General features: G+C 60.2%; 23 protein-coding genes. 7 read left to right on the top strand and 16 right to left on the bottom strand.

The window, feature by feature from the left end:
• Positions 1–157: 157 nt before the first annotated feature.
• From cysZ to crr, 5 genes are all read left to right on the top strand, one after another.
• Positions 158–925, top strand: coding sequence for a sulfate transporter CysZ (gene cysZ, locus ACR6A7_RS14890; protein ID WP_434125716.1), 768 nt, complete (start codon positions 158–160; stop codon positions 923–925).
• A 142-nt stretch (positions 926–1,067) separates the two neighbouring features.
• Positions 1,068–2,039: a cysteine synthase A gene (gene cysK, locus ACR6A7_RS14885; protein ID WP_434125715.1), complete on the top strand. Its 972-nt coding sequence runs from the start codon at positions 1,068–1,070 to the stop codon at positions 2,037–2,039.
• Positions 2,040–2,426: 387 nt separating this feature from the next.
• Positions 2,427–2,684, top strand: coding sequence for a phosphocarrier protein Hpr (gene ptsH / locus ACR6A7_RS14880; protein WP_007889063.1), 258 nt, complete (start codon positions 2,427–2,429; stop codon positions 2,682–2,684).
• 159 nt (positions 2,685–2,843) lie between these two features.
• Positions 2,844–4,571 (top strand): phosphoenolpyruvate-protein phosphotransferase PtsI, encoded by a 1,728-nt coding sequence (ptsI, locus tag ACR6A7_RS14875; RefSeq protein WP_434125713.1) that lies wholly within the window; start codon positions 2,844–2,846, stop codon positions 4,569–4,571.
• A 42-nt stretch (positions 4,572–4,613) separates the two neighbouring features.
• On the top strand, positions 4,614–5,117 hold the full coding sequence (gene crr / locus ACR6A7_RS14870; RefSeq protein WP_434125712.1) for a PTS glucose transporter subunit IIA: 504 nt from the start codon (positions 4,614–4,616) through the stop codon (positions 5,115–5,117).
• An 84-nt stretch (positions 5,118–5,201) separates the two neighbouring features.
• On the opposite strand, the gene ACR6A7_RS14865 is transcribed toward crr, so the two are convergent.
• From ACR6A7_RS14865 to ACR6A7_RS14820, 10 genes are all read right to left on the bottom strand, one after another.
• Positions 5,202–6,569 (bottom strand): ATP-binding protein, encoded by a 1,368-nt coding sequence (locus tag ACR6A7_RS14865; protein WP_434125710.1) that lies wholly within the window; start codon positions 6,567–6,569, stop codon positions 5,202–5,204.
• Positions 6,566–7,246: a response regulator transcription factor gene (locus ACR6A7_RS14860; protein ID WP_434125708.1), complete on the bottom strand. Its 681-nt coding sequence runs from the start codon at positions 7,244–7,246 to the stop codon at positions 6,566–6,568. The genes ACR6A7_RS14865 and ACR6A7_RS14860 overlap by 4 nt, the downstream gene beginning before the upstream one ends.
• 167 nt (positions 7,247–7,413) lie before the next feature.
• Complete coding sequence (gene cysM / locus ACR6A7_RS14855; RefSeq protein WP_434125707.1) at positions 7,414–8,295, bottom strand: cysteine synthase CysM; 882 nt, start codon at positions 8,293–8,295, stop codon at positions 7,414–7,416.
• A gap of 75 nt (positions 8,296–8,370) precedes the next feature.
• Positions 8,371–9,459: a sulfate/thiosulfate ABC transporter ATP-binding protein CysA gene (gene cysA / locus ACR6A7_RS14850; RefSeq protein WP_434125705.1), complete on the bottom strand. Its 1,089-nt coding sequence runs from the start codon at positions 9,457–9,459 to the stop codon at positions 8,371–8,373.
• Complete coding sequence (gene cysW, locus ACR6A7_RS14845) at positions 9,449–10,324, bottom strand: sulfate/thiosulfate ABC transporter permease CysW (RefSeq protein WP_434125704.1); 876 nt, start codon at positions 10,322–10,324, stop codon at positions 9,449–9,451. Before cysW ends, cysA begins: the two co-directional genes overlap by 11 nt.
• Entirely contained in the window at positions 10,324–11,160 is an 837-nt protein-coding gene (cysT, locus tag ACR6A7_RS14840) for a sulfate/thiosulfate ABC transporter permease CysT (RefSeq protein WP_434125702.1), read from the bottom strand. Before cysT ends, cysW begins: the two co-directional genes overlap by 1 nt.
• Positions 11,160–12,176 (bottom strand): sulfate ABC transporter substrate-binding protein, encoded by a 1,017-nt coding sequence (locus tag ACR6A7_RS14835; RefSeq protein ID WP_434125700.1) that lies wholly within the window; start codon positions 12,174–12,176, stop codon positions 11,160–11,162. Before ACR6A7_RS14835 ends, cysT begins: the two co-directional genes overlap by 1 nt.
• 178 nt (positions 12,177–12,354) lie before the next feature.
• On the bottom strand, positions 12,355–12,972 hold the full coding sequence (locus tag ACR6A7_RS14830) for an RpoE-regulated lipoprotein (protein ID WP_434125699.1): 618 nt from the start codon (positions 12,970–12,972) through the stop codon (positions 12,355–12,357).
• Positions 12,973–13,036: 64 nt separating this feature from the next.
• Positions 13,037–13,498 (bottom strand): DUF2919 domain-containing protein, encoded by a 462-nt coding sequence (locus ACR6A7_RS14825; RefSeq protein WP_434125732.1) that lies wholly within the window; start codon positions 13,496–13,498, stop codon positions 13,037–13,039.
• Complete coding sequence (locus ACR6A7_RS14820; protein ID WP_033753728.1) at positions 13,494–13,919, bottom strand: GNAT family acetyltransferase; 426 nt, start codon at positions 13,917–13,919, stop codon at positions 13,494–13,496. The genes ACR6A7_RS14825 and ACR6A7_RS14820 overlap by 5 nt, the downstream gene beginning before the upstream one ends.
• Before the next feature lie 210 nt (positions 13,920–14,129).
• On the opposite strand from ACR6A7_RS14820, the gene amiA reads away from it, so the two are divergent.
• Positions 14,130–14,996 (top strand): N-acetylmuramoyl-L-alanine amidase AmiA, encoded by an 867-nt coding sequence (amiA, locus tag ACR6A7_RS14815; RefSeq protein ID WP_434125698.1) that lies wholly within the window; start codon positions 14,130–14,132, stop codon positions 14,994–14,996.
• A gap of 32 nt (positions 14,997–15,028) precedes the next feature.
• Positions 15,029–15,931: an oxygen-dependent coproporphyrinogen oxidase gene (gene hemF, locus ACR6A7_RS14810; protein ID WP_434125697.1), complete on the top strand. Its 903-nt coding sequence runs from the start codon at positions 15,029–15,031 to the stop codon at positions 15,929–15,931.
• Here hemF and maeB read toward each other — a convergent pair.
• The 6 genes from maeB to ACR6A7_RS14780 all read right to left on the bottom strand — a co-directional run bounded on the left by maeB (position 15,926) and on the right by ACR6A7_RS14780 (position 23,572).
• Entirely contained in the window at positions 15,926–18,205 is a 2,280-nt protein-coding gene (gene maeB / locus ACR6A7_RS14805; RefSeq protein ID WP_434125695.1) for an NADP-dependent oxaloacetate-decarboxylating malate dehydrogenase, read from the bottom strand. The two genes, hemF and maeB, sit on opposite strands and share 6 nt — an antisense overlap.
• 116 nt (positions 18,206–18,321) lie before the next feature.
• Positions 18,322–19,287, bottom strand: coding sequence for a sugar-binding transcriptional regulator (locus ACR6A7_RS14800; protein WP_033753739.1), 966 nt, complete (start codon positions 19,285–19,287; stop codon positions 18,322–18,324).
• Positions 19,288–19,388: 101 nt separating this feature from the next.
• A complete protein-coding gene (locus ACR6A7_RS14795; RefSeq protein WP_033753742.1) occupies positions 19,389–20,246 on the bottom strand; it encodes a phosphogluconate dehydrogenase C-terminal domain-containing protein in 858 nt (285 codons plus the stop codon).
• 4 nt (positions 20,247–20,250) lie between these two features.
• Positions 20,251–21,060: a sugar phosphate isomerase/epimerase family protein gene (locus ACR6A7_RS14790; protein ID WP_434125693.1), complete on the bottom strand. Its 810-nt coding sequence runs from the start codon at positions 21,058–21,060 to the stop codon at positions 20,251–20,253.
• Entirely contained in the window at positions 21,057–21,830 is a 774-nt protein-coding gene (locus ACR6A7_RS14785; protein WP_434125691.1) for a triose-phosphate isomerase family protein, read from the bottom strand. Before ACR6A7_RS14785 ends, ACR6A7_RS14790 begins: the two co-directional genes overlap by 4 nt.
• Positions 21,827–23,572: a dihydroxyacetone kinase family protein gene (locus ACR6A7_RS14780; RefSeq protein WP_434125689.1), complete on the bottom strand. Its 1,746-nt coding sequence runs from the start codon at positions 23,570–23,572 to the stop codon at positions 21,827–21,829. Before ACR6A7_RS14780 ends, ACR6A7_RS14785 begins: the two co-directional genes overlap by 4 nt.
• Between the last annotated feature and the right edge of the window lie 2 nt (positions 23,573–23,574).

Below are 23,574 nucleotides of genomic sequence, written 5' to 3'. Positions count from 1 at the left end.
GCCCAGCTAAACAAGTGCAAGCTCGTGCAGTATTTTCTGACAAATAAGATAGTCACCCCACGTTTTTTTGCTGATTTTTCACACAATCGCCTCATGGTCAGGAGAAAAAGCCAGGTTATCATGGTCTCGCCTGATTATTTCCTGGAGAGTTGCCTGTATGGCCCACGAGAACACTGTCTCAAGTTTCAACGGCGTGCACTATTTTAGCGAAGGCTGGAGACTGGTTCGTCTGCCGGGTATCCGGCGTTTCGTTATCATTCCCCTGCTGGTCAATATCCTGCTGCTGGGCGGGGCGTTCGTCTGGCTGTTTTACCGGCTGGGCAGCTGGATTCCACAGCTGATGGCGCATATTCCCGACTGGCTGCAGTGGCTAAGCTACCTGCTCTGGCCGCTGTCGGTGATTTCGATCGTGCTGGTGTTCAGCTACTTCTTCTCTACTATTGCCAACTGGATCGCCGCGCCGTTTTGCGGCCTGCTGGCGGAGCAGCTGGAAGGCCGCCTGACGGGCAAACCGCTGCCGGACAGCGGCTGGATAGCGATGCTGAAGGATGTGCCGCGCATTATGAAGCGCGAGCTGCAAAAGCTCGGCTACTATTTGCCGCGCGCGCTCGGCCTGTTGCTGCTCTACTTTATTCCCGGCTTTGGCCAGACGGTGGCGCCGGTGCTGTGGTTCCTGTTTAGCGCCTGGATGCTGTCGGTGCAGTATTGCGACTATCCGTTCGATAACCATAAGGTGAGCTTTCAGCAGATGCGCAGCGCTCTGCGCCGCCATAAAAGCGCCAATATGCAGTTTGGCGCGCTGGTTAGCCTGTTCACCATGATTCCGATTCTTAACCTGGCGATTATGCCGGTTGCGGTATGCGGCGCGACGGCGATGTGGGTCGATCGCTATCGCGCGCAGCTGGGCCGCACTGAGCTACGCTAGTACCTATCAGAACGCCTTATGCATTTTTTGACAAGGCTTATTGCGTGGGGACATATAGATATGCGTTTTCTTTCCTTCCGCGCGTAGACAGAAAGGGTATGCTCAGTGGGTTCCCAATAATTCATACAGTTAAGGACAGGCTATGAGTAAGATCTATGAAGATAACTCGTTGACAATTGGTCATACGCCACTGGTTCGACTGAACCGCATCGGTAACGGCCGCATTCTGGCGAAGGTAGAATCCCGTAACCCGAGCTTCAGCGTAAAATGCCGTATCGGTGCCAATATGATTTGGGACGCAGAGAAACGCGGTATTCTGAAACCTGGCGTCGAACTGGTCGAACCGACCAGCGGCAATACCGGCATCGCGCTGGCCTACGTCGCCGCCGCGCGCGGCTACAAGCTGACGCTGACCATGCCGGAAACCATGTCCGTCGAACGTCGTAAGCTGCTAAAAGCGCTGGGCGCCAACCTGGTGCTGACCGAAGGGCCGAAAGGCATGAAAGGCGCTATCGCCAAAGCGGAAGAGATTGTCGCCAGCGATCCGGACAAATATGTGCTGCTGCAGCAGTTCAGCAACCCGGCAAACCCGGAAATCCATGAGAAGACCACCGGTCCTGAAATCTGGGAAGATACCGACGGCGCCGTGGATGTATTTATTGCAGGCGTCGGCACCGGCGGCACCCTGACCGGCGTCTCTCGCTATATCAAGAACACCAAAGGCAAGAAAGAGCTGATCACCGTTGCGGTGGAGCCCACCGACTCGCCGGTTATCGCTCAGGCGATCGCTGGCGAAGAGATCAAGCCCGGCCCGCATAAGATTCAGGGTATCGGTGCCGGCTTTATTCCCGGTAATCTCGATCTCAATCTGGTGGACCGCGTTGTGGCGATCACCAACGAAGAGGCGATCAGTACGGCGCGTCAGCTGATGGAAGAGGAAGGCATTCTGGCGGGCATCTCCTCCGGCGCAGCGGTCGCAGCGGCGCTCAAGCTGCAGGAGGACGAAGCATTCGCCAATAAGAATATCGTGGTTATTCTCCCCTCTTCCGGCGAGCGCTATTTAAGTACTGCGCTCTTTGCCGACCTGTTCACTGAGAAAGAGCTACAGCAGTAACGGCAGATTCCGAAAACGCCGAAAAAAGCACCCGAATGGGTGCTTTTTTGTGGTGCAGATCTCACTTTCACCACCGCCCAGATTGATTTCAGTGACTCGGCTCTGGTATTTAAGCTGCCAATTATTTCGGTGCCTGAAATTAATCAGCCTTTGAAGTGGATCAAGCTGAATCGATTTACGCGTTTGGCGAAATGGCGAATCACGGCATAATTAGCAGCTGAAGCGCTCGACAGGGATTTTGACCCTTCAACTGGAATGACGTACTCATTCAAGCGCATTTAATGGTCAGCGTAACGCTATACCCGCGCACCTACACAGGCTAAAGTTACGGCTCCAGGCTAGACTTTAAGTCCATAACACCAAACCTGATAACGTTGGGGAAACAGAATGTTCCAGCAAGAAGTTACTATCACCGCGCCTAATGGTCTTCATACCCGCCCTGCTGCGCAGTTTGTTAAAGAAGCGAAAGCGTTCCAGTCAGAAATCACCGTTACCTCTAACGGCAAATCCGCCAGCGCCAAGAGCCTGTTCAAACTGCAGACGCTCGGCCTGACCCAGGGCACGGTTGTGACGCTCTCCGCAGAAGGCGAAGATGAGCAGCAGGCCGTGGAGCATCTGGTTAAACTGATGGCTGAACTGGAGTAATCCAGTCAGCTTTTGCTTTACACCGACTCCTTTGCCCCATTGAGTGCAAACATCTTGATCGCGGACAACTTGTCCGCGTTATCACATCCGTAGAGTACAGCTCCCGCGACAATGGCAACGCATTGGGTCCAAGAGCCATCGTGATTAAAAGGTAGGGTTATGATTTCAGGCATTTTAGCATCACCAGGTATCGCTTTCGGCAAAGCTCTGCTGTTGATTGAGGATGAGATCGTCATCAACCGCAAGAAGATTTCTGATGACCAGGTTGACCAGGAAGTAAAACGCTTCCTTGACGGCCGCGCTCAGGCTGGGCAGCAGCTGGAAGCGATCAGAGTGAAAGCGGGTGAAACGTTTGGTGAAGAGAAAGCAGCCATCTTCGAAGGCCACATCATGTTGCTGGAAGACGAAGAGCTGGAGCAGGAAATCATCGACCTGATCAAAAAAGATCACGCTTCGGCCGACGCTGCCGCCTACTCCGTAATTGACGGTCAGGCGAAGGCGCTGGAAGAGCTGGACGACGAATACCTTAAAGAACGCGCCGCTGACGTTCGTGATATCGGTAAACGTCTGCTGCAGAATATTCTCGGCCTGCATATCGTGGACCTGAGTGCTATCCAGGACGAATCGATTCTGGTAGCCAAAGATTTAACGCCCTCGGAAACTGCACAGCTGAACCTGAAAAAGGTGCTGGGCTTTATTACCGACCTCGGCGGCCGCACTTCACACACCTCGATTATGGCGCGCTCGCTGGAGCTGCCAGCTATCGTCGGCACCGGCAACGTCACCGCCACGGTGAAGAACGGTGATTTCCTGATTCTGGACGGCGTGAACAACAAAGTTTACGTCAATCCGTCAGAGAGCGAACTGGAAGAGCTGAAAGCGGTGCAGGCCCAGTATCTGGGCGAAAAACATGAGCTGGCCAAGCTGAAAGATCTGCCTGCGATCACGCTGGATGGTCACCAGGTGGAAGTATGCGCCAACATCGGCACCGTGCGCGACGTGGCTGGCGCAGAGCGTAACGGCGCGGAAGGCGTCGGCCTCTACCGCACCGAGTTCCTGTTTATGGATCGCGACTCGCTGCCGACCGAAGAAGAGCAGTTCCAGGCTTATAAAGCGGTAGCTGAAGCGGTCGGTTCACAGGCAGTAATTGTGCGCACCATGGATATCGGCGGCGACAAAGATCTGCCTTACATGAATCTGCCGAAAGAAGAGAACCCGTTCCTCGGCTGGCGCGCAATCCGTATCGCCATGGATCGTAAAGAGATCCTCCATGCCCAGCTGCGCGCAATTTTACGCGCCTCTGCCTTCGGCAAGCTGCGCATTATGTTCCCGATGATTATCTCTGTTGAAGAGGTGCGCATCCTGAAAGCGGAACTGGAAACCCTGAAGGCGCAGCTGCGCGAAGAAGGCAAAGCGTTCGATGAAACCATCGAAGTCGGTATTATGGTGGAAACACCGGCGTCGGCGGTGATTGCGCGTCATCTGGCGAAAGAAGTCGACTTCTTCAGTATTGGGACAAACGACCTGACGCAGTATACTCTGGCCGTTGATCGTGGTAATGATTTGATTTCTCACCTGTATAACCCGATGACCCCGTCGGTGCTGAATTTAATCAAGCAGGTGATTGACGCCTCTCATGCCGAAGGCAAGTGGACCGGCATGTGCGGTGAGCTGGCCGGTGATGAACGTGCTACACTACTGTTACTGGGTATGGGGCTGGACGAATTCAGCATGAGTGCCATTTCAATCCCAGGCATTAAGAAAATCATTCGCAATACTAATTTCGAAGATGCGAAGGCTCTGGCGGAGCAGGCTCTGGCTCAACCTACCGCAGAAGATCTGATGAACCTGGTTAATAAGTTCATCAAAGAGAAAACACTCTGCTGATCCACGAGACGCTGGCCCAACAATACTGTTTAGGAGAGGAATATGGGTTTTCTTGACAAGCTTTTTGGCAATAAATCAGAAAGCACATCTGGGACGATTGATATTGTTGCGCCTCTGTCAGGCGAAATCGTAAACATTGAAGACGTACCGGATGTGGTGTTTGCCGAGAAGATCGTTGGCGACGGTATCGCTATCAAACCAACCGGCAACAAAATGGTTGCGCCGGTCGATGGCACCATCGGTAAGATTTTCGAAACCAACCACGCGTTTTCAATCGAGTCTGACAACGGCATCGAGCTGTTTGTGCACTTCGGTATCGACACCGTCGAGCTGAAAGGTGAAGGCTTCAGGCGCATCGCGGAAGAGGGCCAGAAGGTCAAGAAAGGCGATGTGGTGATCGAGTTTGATCTGCCGCTGCTGGAAGAGAAAGCGAAATCTACCCTGACGCCTGTGGTGATCTCCAACATGGATGAGATCAAAGAGCTGGTTAAGCTCTCTGGTCAGGTTACCGTTGGCGAGACGCCGGTGATCCGCATCAAGAAGTAACGGATTCAGCTAAGAAAAACGGCACCCACTGGGTGCCGTTTTTTTTCTGTTCTCTCCGGTGTCTACGCGGATGAAAAACGTTAATCAGACGCCCTTATCCTGCGCCTGCCAGCGCGGCAGACGAATCGTCAGCTCCAGCCCGCCCTCAGGGCGATTCACCGCCTGCACTTCGCCATGATGCGCCAGCACCACCTTACGCACGATAGCCAGCCCCAGGCCGTAACCTTTGCCCAGCAGCGGCGAATTAACCCGAACAAAGGGATCGAAGATGCTGGAGAGCTTCTCATCGTCCACGCCCGGCCCCTGATCGCGTACGCGAATCGCCAGCCACTCCTGCTCCGCCTTCAGCCTGACCTCAATATGCTGACCGGGCAGCGAGAAACGCAGCGCGTTGCGCAGCACGTTCTCGATGCCGCGACGAATCAGCTCGGCGTTGCCGCGCACGGTGTAATCGGCGTTTTCATCAACCAGGAAGTCAACCTGCACGCCGGGGATTTGCGCCTCGTAGCGCACATCGGTGACCACCGCGTGCACCAGGCCGGTGAGATCGAAATATTGCTCGTCAGGCATGCTCTCATGCTCGGCGCGCGACAGCGTCAGCAGCTCGCCAATCATCTTATCCAGCCGCCGCGCCTCTTCGTCGATACGATCCAGGGAGGCGTTAACGCTGGCCGGCGTCTGACGCGCTAAGCCTGTGGCGAGCTGCAGGCGCGCCAGCGGCGAACGCAGCTCGTGGGAAATATCGTGCAGCAGCTCTTCGCGCGCGTGCACCAGGGTATCGAGCCGCTCCACCATGGCGTCGAACGCCTCCGCCACGTTTGAGAGCTCGTCATGCCGCTTGCGCATCATGGGATAGAGCCGCACGCTGAGATCGCCGTTCGACACGCGCGCAAAGCCCTCGCGCAGCTGGCGCATCGGCCGCGTCAGGTTCCATGCCAGCAGCAGGCTAAACAGCAGGCCGACCGAGCCGGCGAAAAAAAACATCGGCTCAGGTATATTGAGAATGCGGCGCGGCCTGTCCATGCCCATTGAGCTGTCTTCGCGCAGGCCTTTGACGTTATAGCGCAGCTCATACTCTTTGCCGTCCGCCCCTTTTACCCAGCGCACAATCACGTCAGGAAACTTGCCCTGAAACGGCGGATTAAAAGTTTCCGGCAGCGGCTCGGAATGAACGGGCCGGGCATGCTGGATCACGGAAAAGAACTGACGGTCGTTAGGCTCCCAGTCCGCCATCATATCGTTCAGCGAGCCGAGCCCGCCGCGCTCCAGCACCGAAACCGCAGACGCCATCTGCAAATTGACGATGCGGCGCGTGGCGATAATCTCCGGCGGCTCATGGCGATTACCGGCGAGGCTGAAGCCGAGCCAGAGCAGCTGGCTGATAATAACGAATACGATCCAGAAGCCGATTAAAATCTTCCAGAACATGCGCCCGCGATAGTTCTGCTTCATCGAATGCGGTAGCCAATGCTGCGCACCGTTTCGATGTTGACGCTGTCAGCGGTGAGCGCCGCCAGCTTCTGACGGATATTGCTGATATGCACGTCGACGCTGCGATCGTAGGCCTCGCGCGGACGACCCAGCCCTTTTTCCGACAGCTCATCTTTCGATACCACGCGATCCGGCGAGCGCATCAGCAGATCCAGCAGATTGAATTCCGAAGCGGTGAGATCGAAAGCTTTACCCTGCCACTCGGTTATGCGCGTGGCGGGATTGAGCGTCAGTTCGCCCCAGCGCAGCAGCTCTTTTTTATCCGGCAGCGGCGCCTGCTCTTCGAAGCGGCGCAGCACGGCGCGCAGGCGTGCCACCAGCTCACGCGGGTAGCAGGGCTTCGGCATATAGTCGTCCGCCCCCATCTCCAGCCCGATCACGCGATCGATGTTGTCACCTTTGGCGGTCAGCATGATTACCGGCAGGCGGCTGTTCTGCCGGACCTGACGCAGCACGTCAATGCCGCTCATATCGGACAGCATAATATCGAGGATCATCGCGGTGTAGTGGCCGGAAAGCGCGCCTTCAATACCGGCGCTGCCGGTTAATACCAGCTGGGTTTCAAAGCCTTCTGCAATAAGGTACTGGCTGAGCATGGTGCCCAGCTCCACATCGTCGTCAACTAACAAAATTTTCATAGGGGTCTCTCGCCTGAATTGCCGCTATTTTGTCCTGAGCGGAGGCCGGACGCAGCCGATTTTACGCGTTCCTTACAGATCCGACGTCAGGCGATGCTCAGGAAGACTATAGACAAAAACGGCCCGGCAGTACCAGACAGGCACAGCCGGGCCGCCTGGCAGAAGGATTAGCGGTAGACGCCGGTCGAGAGATAGCGGTCGCCGCGATCGCAGACGATAGCGACGATAACGCTGCCGGGCTGCGCCTGCGCGATGCGCAACGCGCCCGCCACCGCGCCGCCGGAGCTGACGCCGCAGAAGATGCCTTCGCGGCGCGCCAGCGCCCGCATCGTCTCTTCCGCCTCGGCCTGCCCCATATCCATCACCTCGTCCACCAGTTCGGGACGATAGATGCGCGGCAGATAAGCCTGCGGCCAGCGACGAATGCCCGGTATGGCGCTGCCCTCTTCCGGCTGCAGGCCGATAATAGCCACGCTGTCGCTTTGCTCTTTGAGGTAGCGCCCGACGCCGGTAATGGTGCCGGTAGTGCCCATGCTGGAGACGAAATGGGTCAGGCGTCCGGCGCTCTGCTGCCAGATTTCCGGACCTGTAGTCTGGTAGTGGCCGAGCGGATTATCGGGATTATTAAACTGATCGAGCACATGCCCCTCGCCGCGCGCCATCATCGCCAGCGCCCTATCACGCGCGCCCTCCATGCCCTGCTCGCGGCTTACCAGCACCAGCTCGGCGCCGTAGGCGCGCATCGCGTCCTGTCGCTCCTGGCTCATATTTTCAGGCATCAGCAGGCGCAGCGCATAACCCTTCATGGCGGCGATCATCGCCAGCGCGATGCCGGTATTGCCGCTGGTCGCCTCAATCAGGCGGTCGCCGGGCGCGATCTCACCGCGCAGCTCTGCCTGGTGAATCATCGACCAGGCGGCGCGATCCTTCACGGAGCCGGCAGGATTATTGCCTTCCAGCTTGAGCCAGATTTCGCTGCCGTTGGCAGGCGTCAGGCGCTGGAGTTTGATCAGCGGCGTAGTGCCGATGGTGTTTTGCAGAGTGGTCAAGGTGCGTTTCCCGGCGAAGCTAAGCGAGCATAAAAAAGGGCGGGATCGCTCCCGCCCGCTGTCGCGTGAAAAATATCAGGCGCTCTCGGCAAAGGCAACAGCGCGCAGCGGGGTCGCCCCCTGATAAAGGCGCGCCTGCTGCAGGCCGACGAACAGGCGTTCGCCGCGCACCGGCGCGCTTCTTCCGCCGTCGTACACCAGCGAAACCGGCTCGCTCTGCCAGCCGACGGGCTGAACCACCAGCTGCCAGAAGTGGCCGCGCGGGCTTACCTCAAGGATTTGCACCGGCAGCGGCGTCTCCAGGCTGCTCTGACGGGAAACGTCAATTTCCCACGGGCGCAAAAAGAGATCGACCGCGCCCTGATGCGCCGGGGTATAGCCCAGCGGCCAGTGGTGCGCGCCGACGTGAAACTGCGAGCCATGCACCTCGCCGTCGAAGCGGTTCACTTCGCCGAGGAACTCCAGCACGAAGCGCGTAGCCGGATCGCGCCATACCTCATCCGGCGTCCCCACCTGCTCAATATTGCCCTGGCTCATCACCACCACGCGGTCGGCCACTTCCATCGCCTCTTCCTGATCGTGGGTAACAAAGACGCTGGTGAATTTCAGTTCTTCATGCAGCTGACGCAGCCAGCGACGCAGCTCTTTACGCACCTGCGCGTCCAGCGCGCCGAAAGGTTCATCGAGCAGCAGAATCTGCGGTTCGACCGCCAGCGCGCGCGCCAGCGCCACGCGCTGCTTCTGCCCGCCCGAGAGCTGTGCCGGGAAGCGGTTTGCCAGATGCGCCAGCTGCACCATTTCCAGCAGACGCGTCACGCGCTGCTTGATTTCCGCCGAAGAAGGGCGCTCGCGGCGCGGCAGCACCGTCAGGCCGAACGCAATATTGTCGAACACCGTCATATGACGGAACAGCGCATAGTGCTGAAACACGAAGCCGACCTGGCGATCGCGGGCATGCAGCGCGCTGACATCTTTATTGTGAAAGCGAATTTGCCCGCTGTTCTGATGCTCCAGTCCGGCGATAATACGCAGCAGCGTGGTTTTCCCGGAGCCGGACGGGCCCAGCAGCGCCACCATCTGGCCAGAAGGAATATCCAGAGAGATATCGTTCAACACCGGAGTGCGGCCGAAAGATTTGTTGATCTGGTTAATCTCAATGCTCATGGTTTTCCTCCTGTTGCAGGCGATGCTGCTGTTGCTCTAAACGCCACTGCAGCATGCTTTTCAGAAACAGCGTCACAATAGCCATCAGGGTCAGCAGCGCGGCGGCGGTAAAGGCGCCGACCACGTTGTAATCCTGATGCAGTAATTCAACCTGAAGCGGCAGCGTGTAGGTCTCGCCGCGAATCGATCCCGATACCACCGACACCGCACCGAACTCGCCCAGGGTACGGGCGTTGGTCAGCACCACGCCGTAGAGCATCGCCCAGCGAATGTTCGGCAGCGTGACGCGGCGAAACATCTGCCAGCCAGAGGCGCCAAGCAGCACCGCCGCCTCATCTTCGTGGCTGCCCTGGCTCAGCATCACCGGCACCAGCTCGCGCACCACAAAGGGACAGGTTACGAAGACGGTGGCCAGCACCATACCGGGCCAGGCGAACATCACCTGAATATTATGGGCGTCCAGCCAGCTGCCCGCCGGGCCGTTGATGCCCCAGAACAGCAGGTACATCAGCCCCGCCACTACCGGCGACACGGCGAACGGAATATCAAACAGGGTCAGCAGCAGCTGGCGGCCAGGGAAGTTAAAGCGCGTGACCAGCCAGGCGAGCAGCGTGCCGAACACCAGATTAACCGGCACGGTGATCAGCGCTACCAGCACCGTCAGCCAGATGGCGTGCAGCATGTCGCTGTCGGCGAGATTCTGAAAGGTGACGCCCAGCCCCATCTTCAGCGCTTCGTAGAAGATGGAGAGCATCGGCACCACCAGCAGCAGCAGCGACACCAGCACGCCGATGCCGATCAGCAGCCATTTGCCCCAGTTGATCGGCTGACGGTCAGCGGCGTTGATGTGGGAAATATCCGCCATTAGTGACCTCCCAGTCGGCGACCGAAGCGGCTCTGCAGGGTGTTAATCGCAAACAGCAGCACCAGCGACGCCGCCAGGATCACTGAGGCGATAGCACTGGCGGCCGGGTAGTCGAACTCCTGCAAACGCACGAAAATCATCAGCGAGGTGACCTCGGTTTTCCAGGCGATATTGCCAGCGATAAAGATCACCGCGCCGAACTCGCCGATGCTGCGGGTAAAAGAGAGCGCGGTGCCGGCCAGCAGCGCAGGCGCCACCTCCGGCAGCACCACGCGGCGAAAGCTCTGCCAGGGCGTCGCGCCCAGCGTCTGCGCCGCCTCTTCATACTCTGGCCCCAGCTCCTCCAGCACCGGCTGTACGGTACGCACCACAAAGGGAATGCTGGTAAACGCCATGGCGACGGCGATGCCGAGCCAGGTATAGGAAACTTTGACGCCGAAAGCGTTGTAGATCCACTCGCCGTACCAGCCGTTCAGCGAGAAGAGACCGGCCAGCGTCAGACCCGCCACCGCCGTTGGCAGCGCGAAAGGCAGATCCACCAGGCCGTCCAGCAGCGTGCGGCCGGGAAAGCGATAGCGCGTCAGGATCCACGCCATAATCATGCCGAACACCGCATTGAACAGCGAGGCGACGGCCGCCGAGAGCAGCGTCACCTTATAGGCCGCCACCAGCTGCGGGTTGCTGATCACCGCCCAGTACTGCGCCAGCGTCATCTGCGACAGCTGCATCAGCAGCGCGCTGATCGGCAGCAGCAGAATCAAACAGGTAAACAGCAGGCTGGTGCCCAGGCTCAGGCCGAAGCCAGGCAGAACGCGTTTCTGACCTAAGGCAAACATTATCCACGCCCCGCTGATAAGAGTTGATCCAGCTCGCCGCCGCTGGCGAAGTGGGTTTTCATCGCTTTATCCCAGCCGCCGAACTGATCTTCCACGCGGAACAGCTGCGTCTGCGGGAAGCGATCTTTATGCTCGCCCATTAGCTGCGGGTTGTTCACGCGGTAGTAGAAATCGGTCACGATTTGCTGCGCCTGCGGCGTATAGAGATAGTTGAGATAGGCTTTCGCTGCGTCCGCGGTGTGGTTGTGCTCGACGTTTTTATCGACCCAGGCAACCGGGAATTCGGCGAGAATATCCGTTTTCGGCACCACGACGTCATACTCGTCTTTGCCGTACTGGTTACGGATATTGTTCACTTCCGATTCAAAGCTGATCAGCACATCGCCTAGGCCGCGCTCGGCGAAGGTAGTGGTCGCGCCACGCCCGCCGGTATCGAACACCTCGACGTTCCTGAGAAACTGCGCCATAAAGGCGCGGGTTTTCGCCTCGTTTCCGCCGTTAGCTTTACTGGTGGCGCCCCAGGCCGCCAGCCAGGTGTAGCGGCCGTTGCCGGAGGTTTTCGGGTTGGGAAAGACCAGCTTTACGCCGTCACGGCCGAGATCGGCCCAGTCGTGGATCTGCTTTGGATTGCCCTTGCGCACCAGAAACGCCATGGTGGAGTAAAACGGCGAACTGTTGTTGGGCAGCCGGCTCTGCCAGTCGGCCGCGACCAGATTGCCTCTGTCGTGCAGCACCTGCACGTCGGTGACCTGATTATAGGTAACCACATCGGCGCGCAGCCCCTGCAGGATCGCCAGCGCCTGCTTTGAGGAACCGGCGTGCGACATTTTGATGGTGAGTTTGTCATCGGGATGGCTGGCATCCCACGCTTTTTCGAACGGCGCATTCAGGGCGACAAACAGCTCGCGCGCGACGTCGTACGAGCTGTTGAGCAGTTCGGTGGCACTGGCCGCGCCCGCCAGGCTAAGCGACAAGGCGATACCGCCAACGATATTTTTCATCGTTCTTTTGGTCATGGGGCACCCTGAGGAAACAAGAGATCCGGCTTATGCCAGCCGTTTGCCCAGTGTATTTATAACCCCATGAAAAGCTGTAGCGGTTTTATATATCGTTTGATGATTTCAAAGTCGAAAATGGCATAAGCGGGCGCAAGAGTTTATGCGTCAGGCGAGAAAGGCGCTGACGCTAAGAGCTTTAACGCTGCCAGATGATTTTGCTGAGCTTCCAGCTTTTCAGTACGTCATCCGACGGCATCAGACCGTCCGGGCCGTGCCAGTCGCCGCTGTAAACGTAGGAGAGATGCTGGCTGCCCGGCGCGCGGCACTCGACGTCGTGACTGCCCGCCCCGCCCGTCAGCCTGCAGTTGTTAAAGGCCTTGCTGAACCTGTCGCTAAAGGCCTCGCCAATTTTCGCGCCGTCCTGCGCGGCGATATCGCTGTCCATCACCTCAATACGCTCTACGCTGCGGGATCCGCTGATCTGTAATTTCACTTTGCCGTCGTCCAGCGCCTGCCAGAACGCAATAACGTCGCCGTTTTCGCTGCGCATGCCCTGACGCAGCGTATAGTTGCCTTTCAGGCCCTCGCTAATGGCGCTTTCGCTCATCGCGGTGGCGCTGCCAACGCCACCGACGCCCTGCTCAGTGGCGGTCAGCGATGAACCAAACCAGTTCCACGGCAGCGCCGACGACCAGTGATAGCTCAGCGGGTTATACCAGCTTACGTCGGATGCAGAGGCGGAACCGGAACCAGAACTGGCGCAGCCGCTTAGCAGCGCGGCGGCAACCAGCAGCGAAATGGGGAAAGCTTTCATGAAAACTCCTGTTAACACTGTGCCAAACGGCAGAACTCATTGGAGTCGCCAGCGGCAAAAAAGTTTATTCCGCCAGCTGCTGTTCCGGCAGAAAGCAGTCGCGCAGCCTGACGTTGACCAGCAACCACAGCAGCGCCAGACCGTCGAACAGCGTCAGCAGCAGCGGCCAGGGCGAGGCGAGCAGATCGCCAGACGCGAACGTAGCGCCCTGCCAGGCCAGATTGACGGCCAGCGACAGCGCCAGCACCCAGCGCCACGCCTGCCATAGCCGCGGCCAGCGCGCGCGATAGCCGGTCAGCAGCAAGCCGATCAGCGCGGGCGCGCCGAGCGCCAGACCGAGCCCGAACGCCTGGCGATCGGGATAGAACAGCCCCAGCAGATCGCTGCCCTGCTGGCGCGACGCACCCGCCATCACCAGCAGGATCCAGGTGCGCGCCAGCAGCAGTAGCGTCAGCCAAAAAAGAAACGGCAGCCGCAGCTGCCCTTTCGCATCATATTCATCCGGCAGATATTTCACCGCATCAATACTCCCGGTCTTCAATCAGCCGTTTGCCGAGCAGCACCGAATCCACCGGTTCGTACTCCAGCTTCTCGTAGAACGCCACCACCTGATCGTTCTCTTCGCGTACCATCAGGTTGATCTTGGGACAGCCGCGCGCGATCAGCTTTTTCTCCAGCCGGTTCATCAGCGCGTTGGCGAAACCACGCCCCTGGTAGTCGGGATGCACCGCCAGATAGTAGGCGGAGCCGCGATGGCCGTCGTAGCCGCCCATCAGCGTGCCGACTACTTCGCCGCCCACTTCCGCAACCAGAAAGAGGTCTGCGTCATGGTTCATCTTGCGTTCGATATCCAGCTCCGGGTCGTTCCACGGACGTAACAAATCGCAACGCTCCCAAAGCGTGATCACCTCTTCAAAATCTTCCTGGCGGAAGGCGCGGATTTCCATCTTCTTTACCTTGCAAATAAGCACAATTCGCTGATTATCACGCATTCGCCGCCGCGTGCAACCCCGGTTAGCGCCGCCCTGAACAAAAACCGGCATTTTTTCTGTTAGCAACCTGACATACAAAGTAAAGAGCTGAAAGGGTTCCGCCCTCGCGGCAGGCAAACTGTTACGATATAACACTGGGCACACATTTCGCTAATGGACCAGCCCATGCCTACACTCTCTCTGCTTAAGCGTCTAACCAACCGGCGCCAGCTGCTGCTCTCCGGCCTGGCACTGGCCGTGCTCTCCCCACGCGCAATTCAGGCGAAAGAGGAGACTGCACCGCTGCGTGCCAGCCCGCGTCACGCGCAGCCTGCCCCGCCGCAGAAAAACGGCAAACGTATTGTGATGATCGATCCCGGTCACGGCGGCATCGATTCCGGCGCCGTCGGCAGCGAAGGCTCGGAAGAGAAGCATGTCGTGCTGGCGATTGCGAATCAGGTGCGCGCGCTGCTGCAGGCGCATCCACGCATCGAGGTGCGACTGACGCGCGACAGCGACCATTTTATTCCGCTCTACCAGCGCGTTGAGATTGCCCACCAGCACGGCGCGAACCTGTTTATGTCGATTCACGCCGACGGCTTTACCAGCCCGGAAGCCAGCGGCGCCTCGGTGTTCGCCCTCTCGAATCGCGGCGCCAGCAGCGCCATGGCGCGCTACCTCTCCGATAAAGAGAACGCGGCGGACAAAGTGGGCGGCGCGAAAGTCGAGGAGCAGGATCACTACCTTAACCAGATCCTGTTCGATCTGGTGCAGACCGACACCATCCGCAACAGTCTGACGCTGGGCAAACATGTACTGGATCAGATCCGCCCGGTGCATCGACTGCACAGCGAACACACTGAGCAGGCGGCGTTCGCCGTGCTGAAATCGCCGTCCATTCCCTCGGTGCTGGTAGAGACCTCTTTTATTACCAACCCGCGCGAAGAGCAGCTGCTTGGCACTGACGCCTTCCGCCATAAAATCGCGACGGCGATCGCCAGCGGCATTACGCGCTACTTTGATGAGTACGATCGCCGCAATGGTCAGGTATAATCGCGCCACTTTTTTGCAATGAGTCCGAAGCCATGCCCGATATTTCCCGCGTTAAAGCCTTTCTGCTGCACCTGCAGGAGACAATCTGTAGTCAACTGGCGGCCGCTGACGGCGGCGCGCAGTTTATTGAAGACAGCTGGCAGCGTCCGGGGGGCGGCGGCGGACGCAGCCGCGTGCTGCGCGATGGTGCGGTGTTTGAGCAGGCAGGCGTGAACTTTTCCCACGTGCACGGCGATCAAATGCCCGCGTCGGCGACGGCGCACCGTCCCGAGCTGGCGGGCCGCAGCTTTGAGGCGATGGGCGTGTCGCTGGTGATCCATCCGCACAGTCCCTATGTGCCGACCAGTCACGCCAACGTGCGCTTTTTTATCGCCGAAAAGCCGGGCGCCGATCCGGTATGGTGGTTCGGCGGCGGTTTCGATCTGACCCCCTACTACGGCTTCGAGGAGGATGCGGTGCACTGGCATCAGACCGCCTTCGATCTCTGCCAGCCGTTTGGCGACGAGGTCTATCCACGCTACAAAAAATGGTGCGACGACTACTTCTATCTGAAGCACCGCGACGAGCAGCGCGGCATCGGCGGCCTTTTCTTTGACGATCTCAACGCGCCGGACTTCGACACCAGCTTCGCCTTTATGCAGGCGGTGGGCAACGGCTTCCTTGACGGCTATCTGCCTATCGTCGAGCGCCGCAAAACGCTGCCCTGGGGCGAGCGCGAGCGTCAGTTTCAGCTCTATCGTCGCGGACGCTACGTCGAGTTCAATCTGGTGTGGGATCGCGGCACCCTGTTCGGCCTGCAGACCGGCGGCCGCACCGAATCGATCCTGATGTCGATGCCGCCGCTGGTGCGCTGGGAGTATGACTACCAGCCCGCGCCCGACTCGCCGGAAGCCGCGCTGACGCGCGACTTTTTACCGGTGCGCGACTGGCTATAGCGGCGCGGTTTGCGCCTCCACCACCGCCAGCGCCACCATATTGACAATGCGCCTGACCGAGGCAATACGCGTCAGCACATGCACCGGCTTGCTGATGCCCATCAGCACCGGGCCGACGGTAACGCCTTCAGAGCTGGAGACGCGCAGCAGGTTGTAACTAATGCGCGCCGCTTCGACATTGGGCATGATCAGCAGGTTAGCCGCCCCTTTTAGCGGGCTGTCCGGCATCAGTTCGCGGCGGACGCTCTCTACCAGCGCCGCGTCGCCGTGCATCTCGCCATCCACTTCCAGTTCCGGCGCGCGGCGCTGAATAATCGCCAGCGCCTCGCGCATCTTGCGCGCCCCTGGCGCATTTGAAGTACCGAAGCTGGAGTGTGACAGCAGCGCGACGCGCGGCTCGATGCCGAAGCGACGCACCGTTTCCGCCGCCAGCAGCGTCAGATCGGCCAGCTGTTCCGGCGTGGGATCGTCGTTGACGTAGGTGTCGGTAATAAAGGTGTTGCCGCTGGGCAGCAGCAGCGCGTTCATCGCGCCCGCGACCTTAACGTCGTCCCGCAGGCCAAACACCTTCTCCACCACGTCATAGTGCTCATGGTAGTCGCCGATGGTGCCGCAGATTAGCGCGTCCGCCTCGCCGCGATGCACCATGATGGCACCGATCAGCGTTGGATTGCCGATCACCGCGCGCTGCGCCTGCTCCGGCGTCACGCCGCGCCGCTTCATCATCTGGTAATACTCGTTCCAGTACGCCTTGAAGCGCGGATCCGATTCGTTGTTGACCACGTCGAAATCCTTGCCCGCCTCGATCTTCAGCCCCTGCTTCTGCAAACGCATCGCGATAACATTGGGACGCCCTATCAGGATCGGCCGCGCCAGGCCCAGCGTCACCAGCTCCTGCGTGGCGTGCAGCACCCGCACCTCCTCGCCCTCCGCCAGCACCACGCGCTTTGGCGCCTTGCGCGCCTGGGAGAAGATCGGCTTCATAAACAGGTTGGTTTTATAGACGAATTCGGCCAGCTTCTCGCGGTAGGCGTCGAAATCCTCAACGGGCCGGGTCGCCACGCCCGACGCCATGGCGGCGCGCGCCACCGCCGGCGCGATCTGCACAATCAGGCGCGGATCGAAAGGTTTAGGTATTAGATAGTCCGGCCCGAAGCTAAGATCCTGGTCGTCATAGGCGGAAGCGACCACGTCGCTCTGCTCCGCCTGCGCCAGCGCGGCAATGGCGTGCACCGCCGCCAGCTTCATCTCTTCGTTAATAGTAGTCGCCCCGACGTCGAGCGCGCCGCGAAAAATAAACGGGAAGCAGAGCACGTTGTTGACCTGATTAGGGAAGTCGGAGCGGCCGGTGCAGATGATGGCGTCGGGGCGCACCGCCTTCGCCAGCGGCGGCATAATTTCCGGCTCAGGGTTGGCCAGCGCCAGGATCAGCGGATCGCGCGCCATCTTTTGCACCATTTCCGGCGTCAGCACGCGCGGCCCCGAGCAGCCGAGAAAGATATCGGCGTTTTCCATCACCTCTTCCAGCCTGCGCGCACCGTTATCTTCAATGGCGTAGGCGGACTTGGTGGGCGTCATATCCGATTCGCGATCGCGGTAGATTACCCCTTTTGAATCGCACACCACGATGTTGCGCTTCTGCATGCCGAGCGCCACCAGCAGGTTCAGGCAGGCGATAGCCGAGGCGCCCGCGCCAGAAACCACCAGCCGCACCTCGCCAATCGCTTTCCCGACAATGCGCAGCCCGTTGAGCACGGCGGCGGTGCAGATAATCGCCGTGCCGTGCTGGTCGTCGTGAAATACCGGAATCTTCATACGCTGGCGCAGCTGCTGCTCGATATAGAAGCACTCCGGCGCTTTGATATCCTCCAGGTTGATGCCGCCGAAGGTGGGCTCCAGCGCGGCGATAACCTCGATTAGCCGATCGGGATCCTGCTCGTCGATCTCAATATCAAAGACGTCGATGCCGGCAAACTTCTTGAACAGCACCCCTTTGCCCTCCATCACCGGCTTGCCCGCCAGCGCGCCGATATTGCCGAGCCCCAGCACCGCGGTGCCGTTGGAGATTACCGCCACCAGATTGCCGCGCGCGGTGTATTTATGCGCCGCCAGCGGATCCTGCGCAATTTCCAGACAGGGCGCCGCGACGCCGGGAGAATAGGCCAGCGCCAGATCGCGCTGGGTGGCGAGAGGTTTGGTAGGGGAAACCTGGATTTTGCCCGGGGTGGGAAACTGATGAAAATCCAGCGCGCTCTGCTTGAGTTGGTCGTCCATTGTCGGTTCCTTTTTCAGCTTCGGTGCGCTGGCAGTATAAAAGGCTGACGACAGGGAAAACCTCGGAGCGATCGCGATCGGGGCGTTCGGTGCCGCTGGCGACACCGTTTTGCACGCTACTGCGTCATACTGAGGATGGTGCGGATGTTCTGCGCCGAGGTGGCGACGATATCGATAGCGCCGGTGCGCAGCGCGCCGAGCAGCGCCATCGCTTTGGTGTTTTCCGCAGCGATGGCGATAACGCAGGGAATTTTACGCAGCTCGTCAATGCTCAGACCGATGACGCGATCGTTCATCACCGTGTCCACGTGCTGGCCCTGAGCGTTGAAAAAGTCGTAGCCCGCCACGTCGCCGGTGACGCCCTGATTGACGCTGGCGTCGATAATTTCATGCGGCGTAAACCAGCCGAGTTTGACCATATAGCTGTTTTCATTCATATCGCCGATGCCCACCAGCGCGATATCCGCTTTGCGCGCGCGATCCAGCGTCTCTTTAATGGTGCCGTTCTGCATAAACGCCTCTTTCAGCGCACGGTTTTCCACATAGGCGGGCGCATAAAGCGTTTCGCTAAAGCCGCCGAACTTTTTCGCCAGCCGACGGCTGATATGATCGGCGTTGATGGCGTCGCCCGGGCGATGGGTGCCGCCGATACCGCAGATAAAGTGACAGTTGCGCAGCGGCACCGCGCCGGGATGATCGGCCACCGCCGCGACGTTGCGCCCCTGGCCTACCGCCACCACGGTGTTCTCTTTGAGATTTTGCGCCAGATGCGCCGAAACCAGCGCCGCTACCTGACGACGCTGCTCGTCGCCATCCTGCTGGTCAAGCGCGATCAGCGCGCGCTGCAGCTGCGGAAAGCGATCCAGCAGCTGCTGCTCCAGTCGGGTGCTGAATACCGGATGGTAGCGAACATTGATCTCGACAATGCCCTCTTCTTTCGCCCGTTTCAGCAGTCGTCCGACTTTGATGCGCGAGATGCCGAACTTGCGCGCGATCTCTTCCTGTGTGATCTCATCCTGATAGTAAGCGACGGCGATTTCCGTCAGCAGTTCCGTGTCCGGAGCGAGGGTATGTTTTTCCATCGTGACCTGATTGAGCGTTGCCGTTAACTGCCGGGATTTATAACACTGATGCGGCTCACTTAGCCAGGCAAGCGCCCATGAGCCGCTTTCGTCGTCACAGATCAGCGGCGGATGGCGTCAATTTTCAGCATGCGCGCAATCACGATATCCAGCTCTTTTTGATCGAAGATTTGCTTCCAGTCCGGCTTGACGATCTTCTCGCGGCCATACTCCATGGCGATCATGCAGGCGTCCGAGAAGGGGTTGGTGGCGCGGAAGGCGACCGCCAGCGCGATCTGGATATGGCCGTAAAGCATCGCTTTCGCCGCCTCTTCCGGCACGCCGCTATGTTTCACCGTCTCGTCCAGCGCCTCTTTCATAAAGGCGCCGACCATGCAGGCGACGGTTTCCACCAGCGTCGGCTCCAGATAGGCAAGCTGCGTCACCGTCACCCAGTGCACCTGATCCACCGGGCCATACATCACGTTGATCACCTTCGCCAGCTCCGCCCTCTGCGCGTCGCTGCCGTTCTCCCACGCTGCCGCGATATGCTGTATCGCCGCCACGCCGCCAAAGGCATCCTCATGCTCCTCTTTGGTGTAGCGCTGCAGGAATACCGACGGATGGCAGGGGTGCGCCACCGCATACTCGATATCGTCACGCTGGGCGATCAGGTTGGCGTAGGCCGCCGCCGGATCGAGCGTCAGCAGCACGGCGCCGGGCTTCATCTGCGGGACCACCGTTTCTGAGACCTTGCCCAGGACAATATCCGGCACCGCGAGGATCACCACATCGCTCAGCGGCACCACCGACTGCGCATCAGAAATTTCGCGGCCCTGAGCGCCGATCTGCGCCTGCGCCTGCGGCGAGTTTTCGCAGTAGAAGACCTGATAGTCGCTGCGCTGCAGGTTGGCAGAGATGCGCATGCCCATTTTGCCGCCTGCGCCGATAACAGTAATGGTTTTCAGTTGATTGCTCATGGTGTTACTCCTGATCTTGTTTACGACGTAAGAATTCGACACAGCGCTGCGTCCACTGCGCTTCTAGCTGGCAGGTGTGCTCTGCGCTCTCCTGCCACGGCAGCCAGTGCTCGATAATCTGGTTAATGCCTTTTTCGGCTGGCCGCACGCTGGCAATCAGCGCATCGTAGTCCAGCAAGCCTTCGCCCAGCGGCACGCCCGCCAGGGTAAAGCCGACCCAGCCGTCGCGGCGCGAAAAGGCGAAATCTTTGATGTGCAGATTGCCGACGCGCGCGGCGGTGTTGGCGATGACCTGCTGCGGCAGCTCCAGTCCCGCCACGCAGTTGGCCGGATCGAGGCAGACCGCCAGCCAGGGCGAAGGGAAAAGATCGATCAGCGCCATCAGATCGGCGCTAGAGATTTGCTCATAGGTTTCAAGGCAGAGTTTGACCTGCTGACGTTCGAAAGCGGGCAGCACATCGGCGATAAGCTGCTGCGCCTCGTCAGGCGACGGACGATGGCTGGCGGTAAAACACATCGAGCGGATGACTTTTGCCTCCAGCAGCGCCGCCATATGCAGATAGCGCTGCAGATGGGCAGTGGCGAGGCCGCGCGTGCCCAGCTCCAGCGTGATGCCGAGGGTGTCGGCCTGCTGCTTCAGGGCACACAATTGCGCGTCGCTCCAGCTTTCTATCGCCGGGTAGTCGCAAATCTGAAATACCGGCACGTCGAGGTCGGCAGTCTGCTGCAGCATTTGCGCCAGCGTCAGCGGCTGCGGGGCGCGATCCGACAGGCGCCAGAAAAAGGCGTAGGTGCTTAATCCAATCCGGCTCATACGCTCTCCCTCGCCAGCAGCGCGTCGGCTTCGTCAACGATCTGCGCCAGCGCGGCGGGATCGTGGGCGAAGCGGCCGAGAAACAAGCCGTCGACGCTCTCTTCCAGCCGGCTCAGCAGGCCAGGGCCGGCGCTGCCGCCGTAGATCACCTGCAGCGTGATGCCTGGCGGCAGCGGCTGCTGGCGCAAGGCGCGGCACACCGCGCGAATATGGCTTTCCGGCGCGGGCTGCGGCGCGCCGATCGCCCACTGCGGCTCGTAGGCGAGCAGCAGGCTACCGTGCAGCGACTGCGCCTCGGCCAGCGCGCGCCTGAGCTGGATGGCGCACGCCTCTGCCGCCGCGTCGGGCGTATCCTGCTGCGCCTCGCCGATGCACAACACAGGCGTCAGCTGGGACTGCAACGCCAGCGCGACTTTCGCAGAGACCTGCGCATCGCTTTCCGCAAAGTGACGTCGGCGTTCCGCATGGCCAATCTCCGCCAGCGTTCCGCCCAGCTCCTGCACCATGCTGGCACTCACCTCGCCGGTCCAGGCGCCGCTGGCGGCGGGCGCGATATTTTGCGCGCCGACGCGCACCGGTGTATCGGCAAACAGCGCTTTTACCGCCGGCAGCGTCGGAAAAGCGGGCAGCACAAACAGGCCGACGCGCCCGTCGCGCACCGCAGGATGCTGGCGCGCAATCTGCGCAACCGCGCGGCACCATGCCAGCGTCTGCGCGTAGCTGAAATACATTTTCAGGCTGGTTCCCAGCCAGATAGCGGGCTGCGTCATACCGAGGCTCCCTGCGGCTGGATTGCACGCAGACGCTCTGCCACCGTGGCGACAATCAGCGCCAGCGACACCGCGCCGGCGTCCGGCGTGCCCAGGCTTTTCTCCGCCAGCGGACGGGCGCGGCCCATCTTCGGCAGCAGCTGTGCGGTAGCCTGCGCGGCGGCCTGCGCTGTTTCCGCCGCCAGCTGCCAGGCGTCAGGCAGCGCCTCCCCGCGCGCGACCGCCGCGCTCAGGCTGTCGCTGAACGGCACCAGCACATCGACCATGGTTTTGTCGCCGGGTTGGGCTTTGCCAAAGTGCATAATCCCCTCTTTGGCCTGCTTCACCCCTTCGGCGACACGCTGCGCGTCGGGTTTGCTTTCATCGCCGAGCGCAGTGCCGATGGCGGTCAGCGCCACGCCCCACAGCGCGCCCGAGGTGCCGCCCGCCTTATCCGCCCAGGCGTCGGCGGCCTGACACAGCAGCGTGCCCGCCCCCGCGCCCTGCGCCGCAGCGTCACGCGCCTGCGCCAGCGCGCCCAGCACGCCGCGCTCCATGCCGATGCCGTGATCACCGTCGCCGGCAACGGCGTCGATGCGCCCCAGCTGTTCAGCATTGCGCTGTATCACGGCAGCAATGGCGTCGAGTATCGCCAGCACGCGCTGCGCGCTCTGCTGCGACGCGACGCTGGCGGCGGGTATGGCGTTCTGCGTCGCCTGCTGACACTCGCTGGCCTCCAGCGGTTCGGCGACGATCACGCTGCCTTTGCGAAAAGCCGGTGCGTTAGCCGGCGCGCGCCAGCACTCTTCCAGCGCTTCATCCAGCCACATCAGCGTCAGCGATGCGCCTGCCATATTGAAGCTGGTGACGAATTCGCCCACTTCGGGCTCGACAATCTCCAGCTGCTGTTCGCGCAGCAGCTGCGCCACGCGGCGATAGACCACGAACAGCTCTTCATATTTCACCGATCCTAGCCCGTTGAGGATCGCCGCCACGCGCGTGCCTGGCTGCAGTTTGACGCCCGGCGGCAACTCGCTCAGCAGGTTGTCGACGAAAATTTCCGCCAGCACGTCGGCGCGCGGCACGTCGCTTTCGCTGATGCCTGGCTCGCCGTGAATACCCATGCCGAGCGCCATGCGTCCGGCGTCGATGCGGAACAGCGGCTGCGTCGCCCCAGGCAAGGTACAGCCGGAAAATGCGACGCCAAAAGAACGCGTGCGCTGGTTGGCATGACGCGCCAGCGCAGCCACCTGCGCCAGATTGTGGCCCGCTTCGGCCGCGGCGCTGGCGACTTTGAATACGGTTAAATCGCCTGCGACGCCGCGGCGCTTTTCAATCTCTTCCAGACTGGCGCTGGAGATATCGTCGGTGACCGTCACCACTTCGCAGGCGATGCCTTCTGCCCTCAGGCGCTCGCACGCCTGACCGAAATGCAGCACGTCACCGGCGTAGTTGCCAAAGGTGAGCAGCACGCCGCCGCCGTTGTGCGCCGCGCGCGCCACATTAACGATTTGCTGCGCCGAGGGCGAAGCGAACAGATTGCCCATGGCGGCGCCGTGCGCCATGCCCTGGCCTACCAGTCCGGCGAAAGCAGGATAGTGGCCAGAGCCGCCGCCCACCACCACCGCCACCGTGCCGGGCTGGCTGCGCGTGCTGCGCACCACGCCGCCGGGCACCTGACGGACTTTATCCGCGTTGGCCGCGACAAAACCTTCGATCAGCTCCGCCGCAAAGGCAGAGGGCTGGTTATAGAGATACGTCATGA

It is taken from the genome of Pantoea phyllosphaerae, assembly GCF_051025595.1.
Classification (GTDB): domain Bacteria; phylum Pseudomonadota; class Gammaproteobacteria; order Enterobacterales; family Enterobacteriaceae; genus Pantoea.
This window is presented reverse-complemented; position numbering and strand designations above follow the sequence as displayed.

Excerpts from the sequence above, each read along its gene's own strand:
- maeB (WP_434125695.1), bottom strand. The coding sequence starts at position 18,205 with ATGGACGACCAACTCAAGCAGAGCGCGCTGGATTTTCATCAGTTTCCC.
- ACR6A7_RS14785 (WP_434125691.1), bottom strand. The coding sequence starts at position 21,830 with ATGACGCAGCCCGCTATCTGGCTGGGAACCAGCCTGAAAATGTATTTC.
- ACR6A7_RS14820 (WP_033753728.1), bottom strand. The coding sequence starts at position 13,919 with ATGGAAATCCGCGCCTTCCGCCAGGAAGATTTTGAAGAGGTGATCACG.
- cysW (WP_434125704.1), bottom strand. The coding sequence starts at position 10,324 with ATGGCGGATATTTCCCACATCAACGCCGCTGACCGTCAGCCGATCAAC.
- amiA (WP_434125698.1), top strand. The coding sequence starts at position 14,130 with ATGCCTACACTCTCTCTGCTTAAGCGTCTAACCAACCGGCGCCAGCTG.
- crr (WP_434125712.1), top strand. The coding sequence starts at position 4,614 with ATGGGTTTTCTTGACAAGCTTTTTGGCAATAAATCAGAAAGCACATCT.
- ptsH (WP_007889063.1), top strand. The coding sequence starts at position 2,427 with ATGTTCCAGCAAGAAGTTACTATCACCGCGCCTAATGGTCTTCATACC.
- cysZ (WP_434125716.1), top strand. The coding sequence starts at position 158 with ATGGCCCACGAGAACACTGTCTCAAGTTTCAACGGCGTGCACTATTTT.
- ACR6A7_RS14835 (WP_434125700.1), bottom strand. The coding sequence starts at position 12,176 with ATGACCAAAAGAACGATGAAAAATATCGTTGGCGGTATCGCCTTGTCG.
- cysT (WP_434125702.1), bottom strand. The coding sequence starts at position 11,160 with ATGTTTGCCTTAGGTCAGAAACGCGTTCTGCCTGGCTTCGGCCTGAGC.
- ACR6A7_RS14780 (WP_434125689.1), bottom strand. The coding sequence starts at position 23,572 with ATGACGTATCTCTATAACCAGCCCTCTGCCTTTGCGGCGGAGCTGATC.
- ACR6A7_RS14865 (WP_434125710.1), bottom strand. The coding sequence starts at position 6,569 with ATGAAGCAGAACTATCGCGGGCGCATGTTCTGGAAGATTTTAATCGGC.
- ptsI (WP_434125713.1), top strand. The coding sequence starts at position 2,844 with ATGATTTCAGGCATTTTAGCATCACCAGGTATCGCTTTCGGCAAAGCT.
- ACR6A7_RS14830 (WP_434125699.1), bottom strand. The coding sequence starts at position 12,972 with ATGAAAGCTTTCCCCATTTCGCTGCTGGTTGCCGCCGCGCTGCTAAGC.
- ACR6A7_RS14790 (WP_434125693.1), bottom strand. The coding sequence starts at position 21,060 with ATGAGCCGGATTGGATTAAGCACCTACGCCTTTTTCTGGCGCCTGTCG.
- cysK (WP_434125715.1), top strand. The coding sequence starts at position 1,068 with ATGAGTAAGATCTATGAAGATAACTCGTTGACAATTGGTCATACGCCA.
- cysA (WP_434125705.1), bottom strand. The coding sequence starts at position 9,459 with ATGAGCATTGAGATTAACCAGATCAACAAATCTTTCGGCCGCACTCCG.
- ACR6A7_RS14800 (WP_033753739.1), bottom strand. The coding sequence starts at position 19,287 with ATGGAAAAACATACCCTCGCTCCGGACACGGAACTGCTGACGGAAATC.
- ACR6A7_RS14795 (WP_033753742.1), bottom strand. The coding sequence starts at position 20,246 with ATGAGCAATCAACTGAAAACCATTACTGTTATCGGCGCAGGCGGCAAA.
- ACR6A7_RS14860 (WP_434125708.1), bottom strand. The coding sequence starts at position 7,246 with ATGAAAATTTTGTTAGTTGACGACGATGTGGAGCTGGGCACCATGCTC.
- hemF (WP_434125697.1), top strand. The coding sequence starts at position 15,029 with ATGCCCGATATTTCCCGCGTTAAAGCCTTTCTGCTGCACCTGCAGGAG.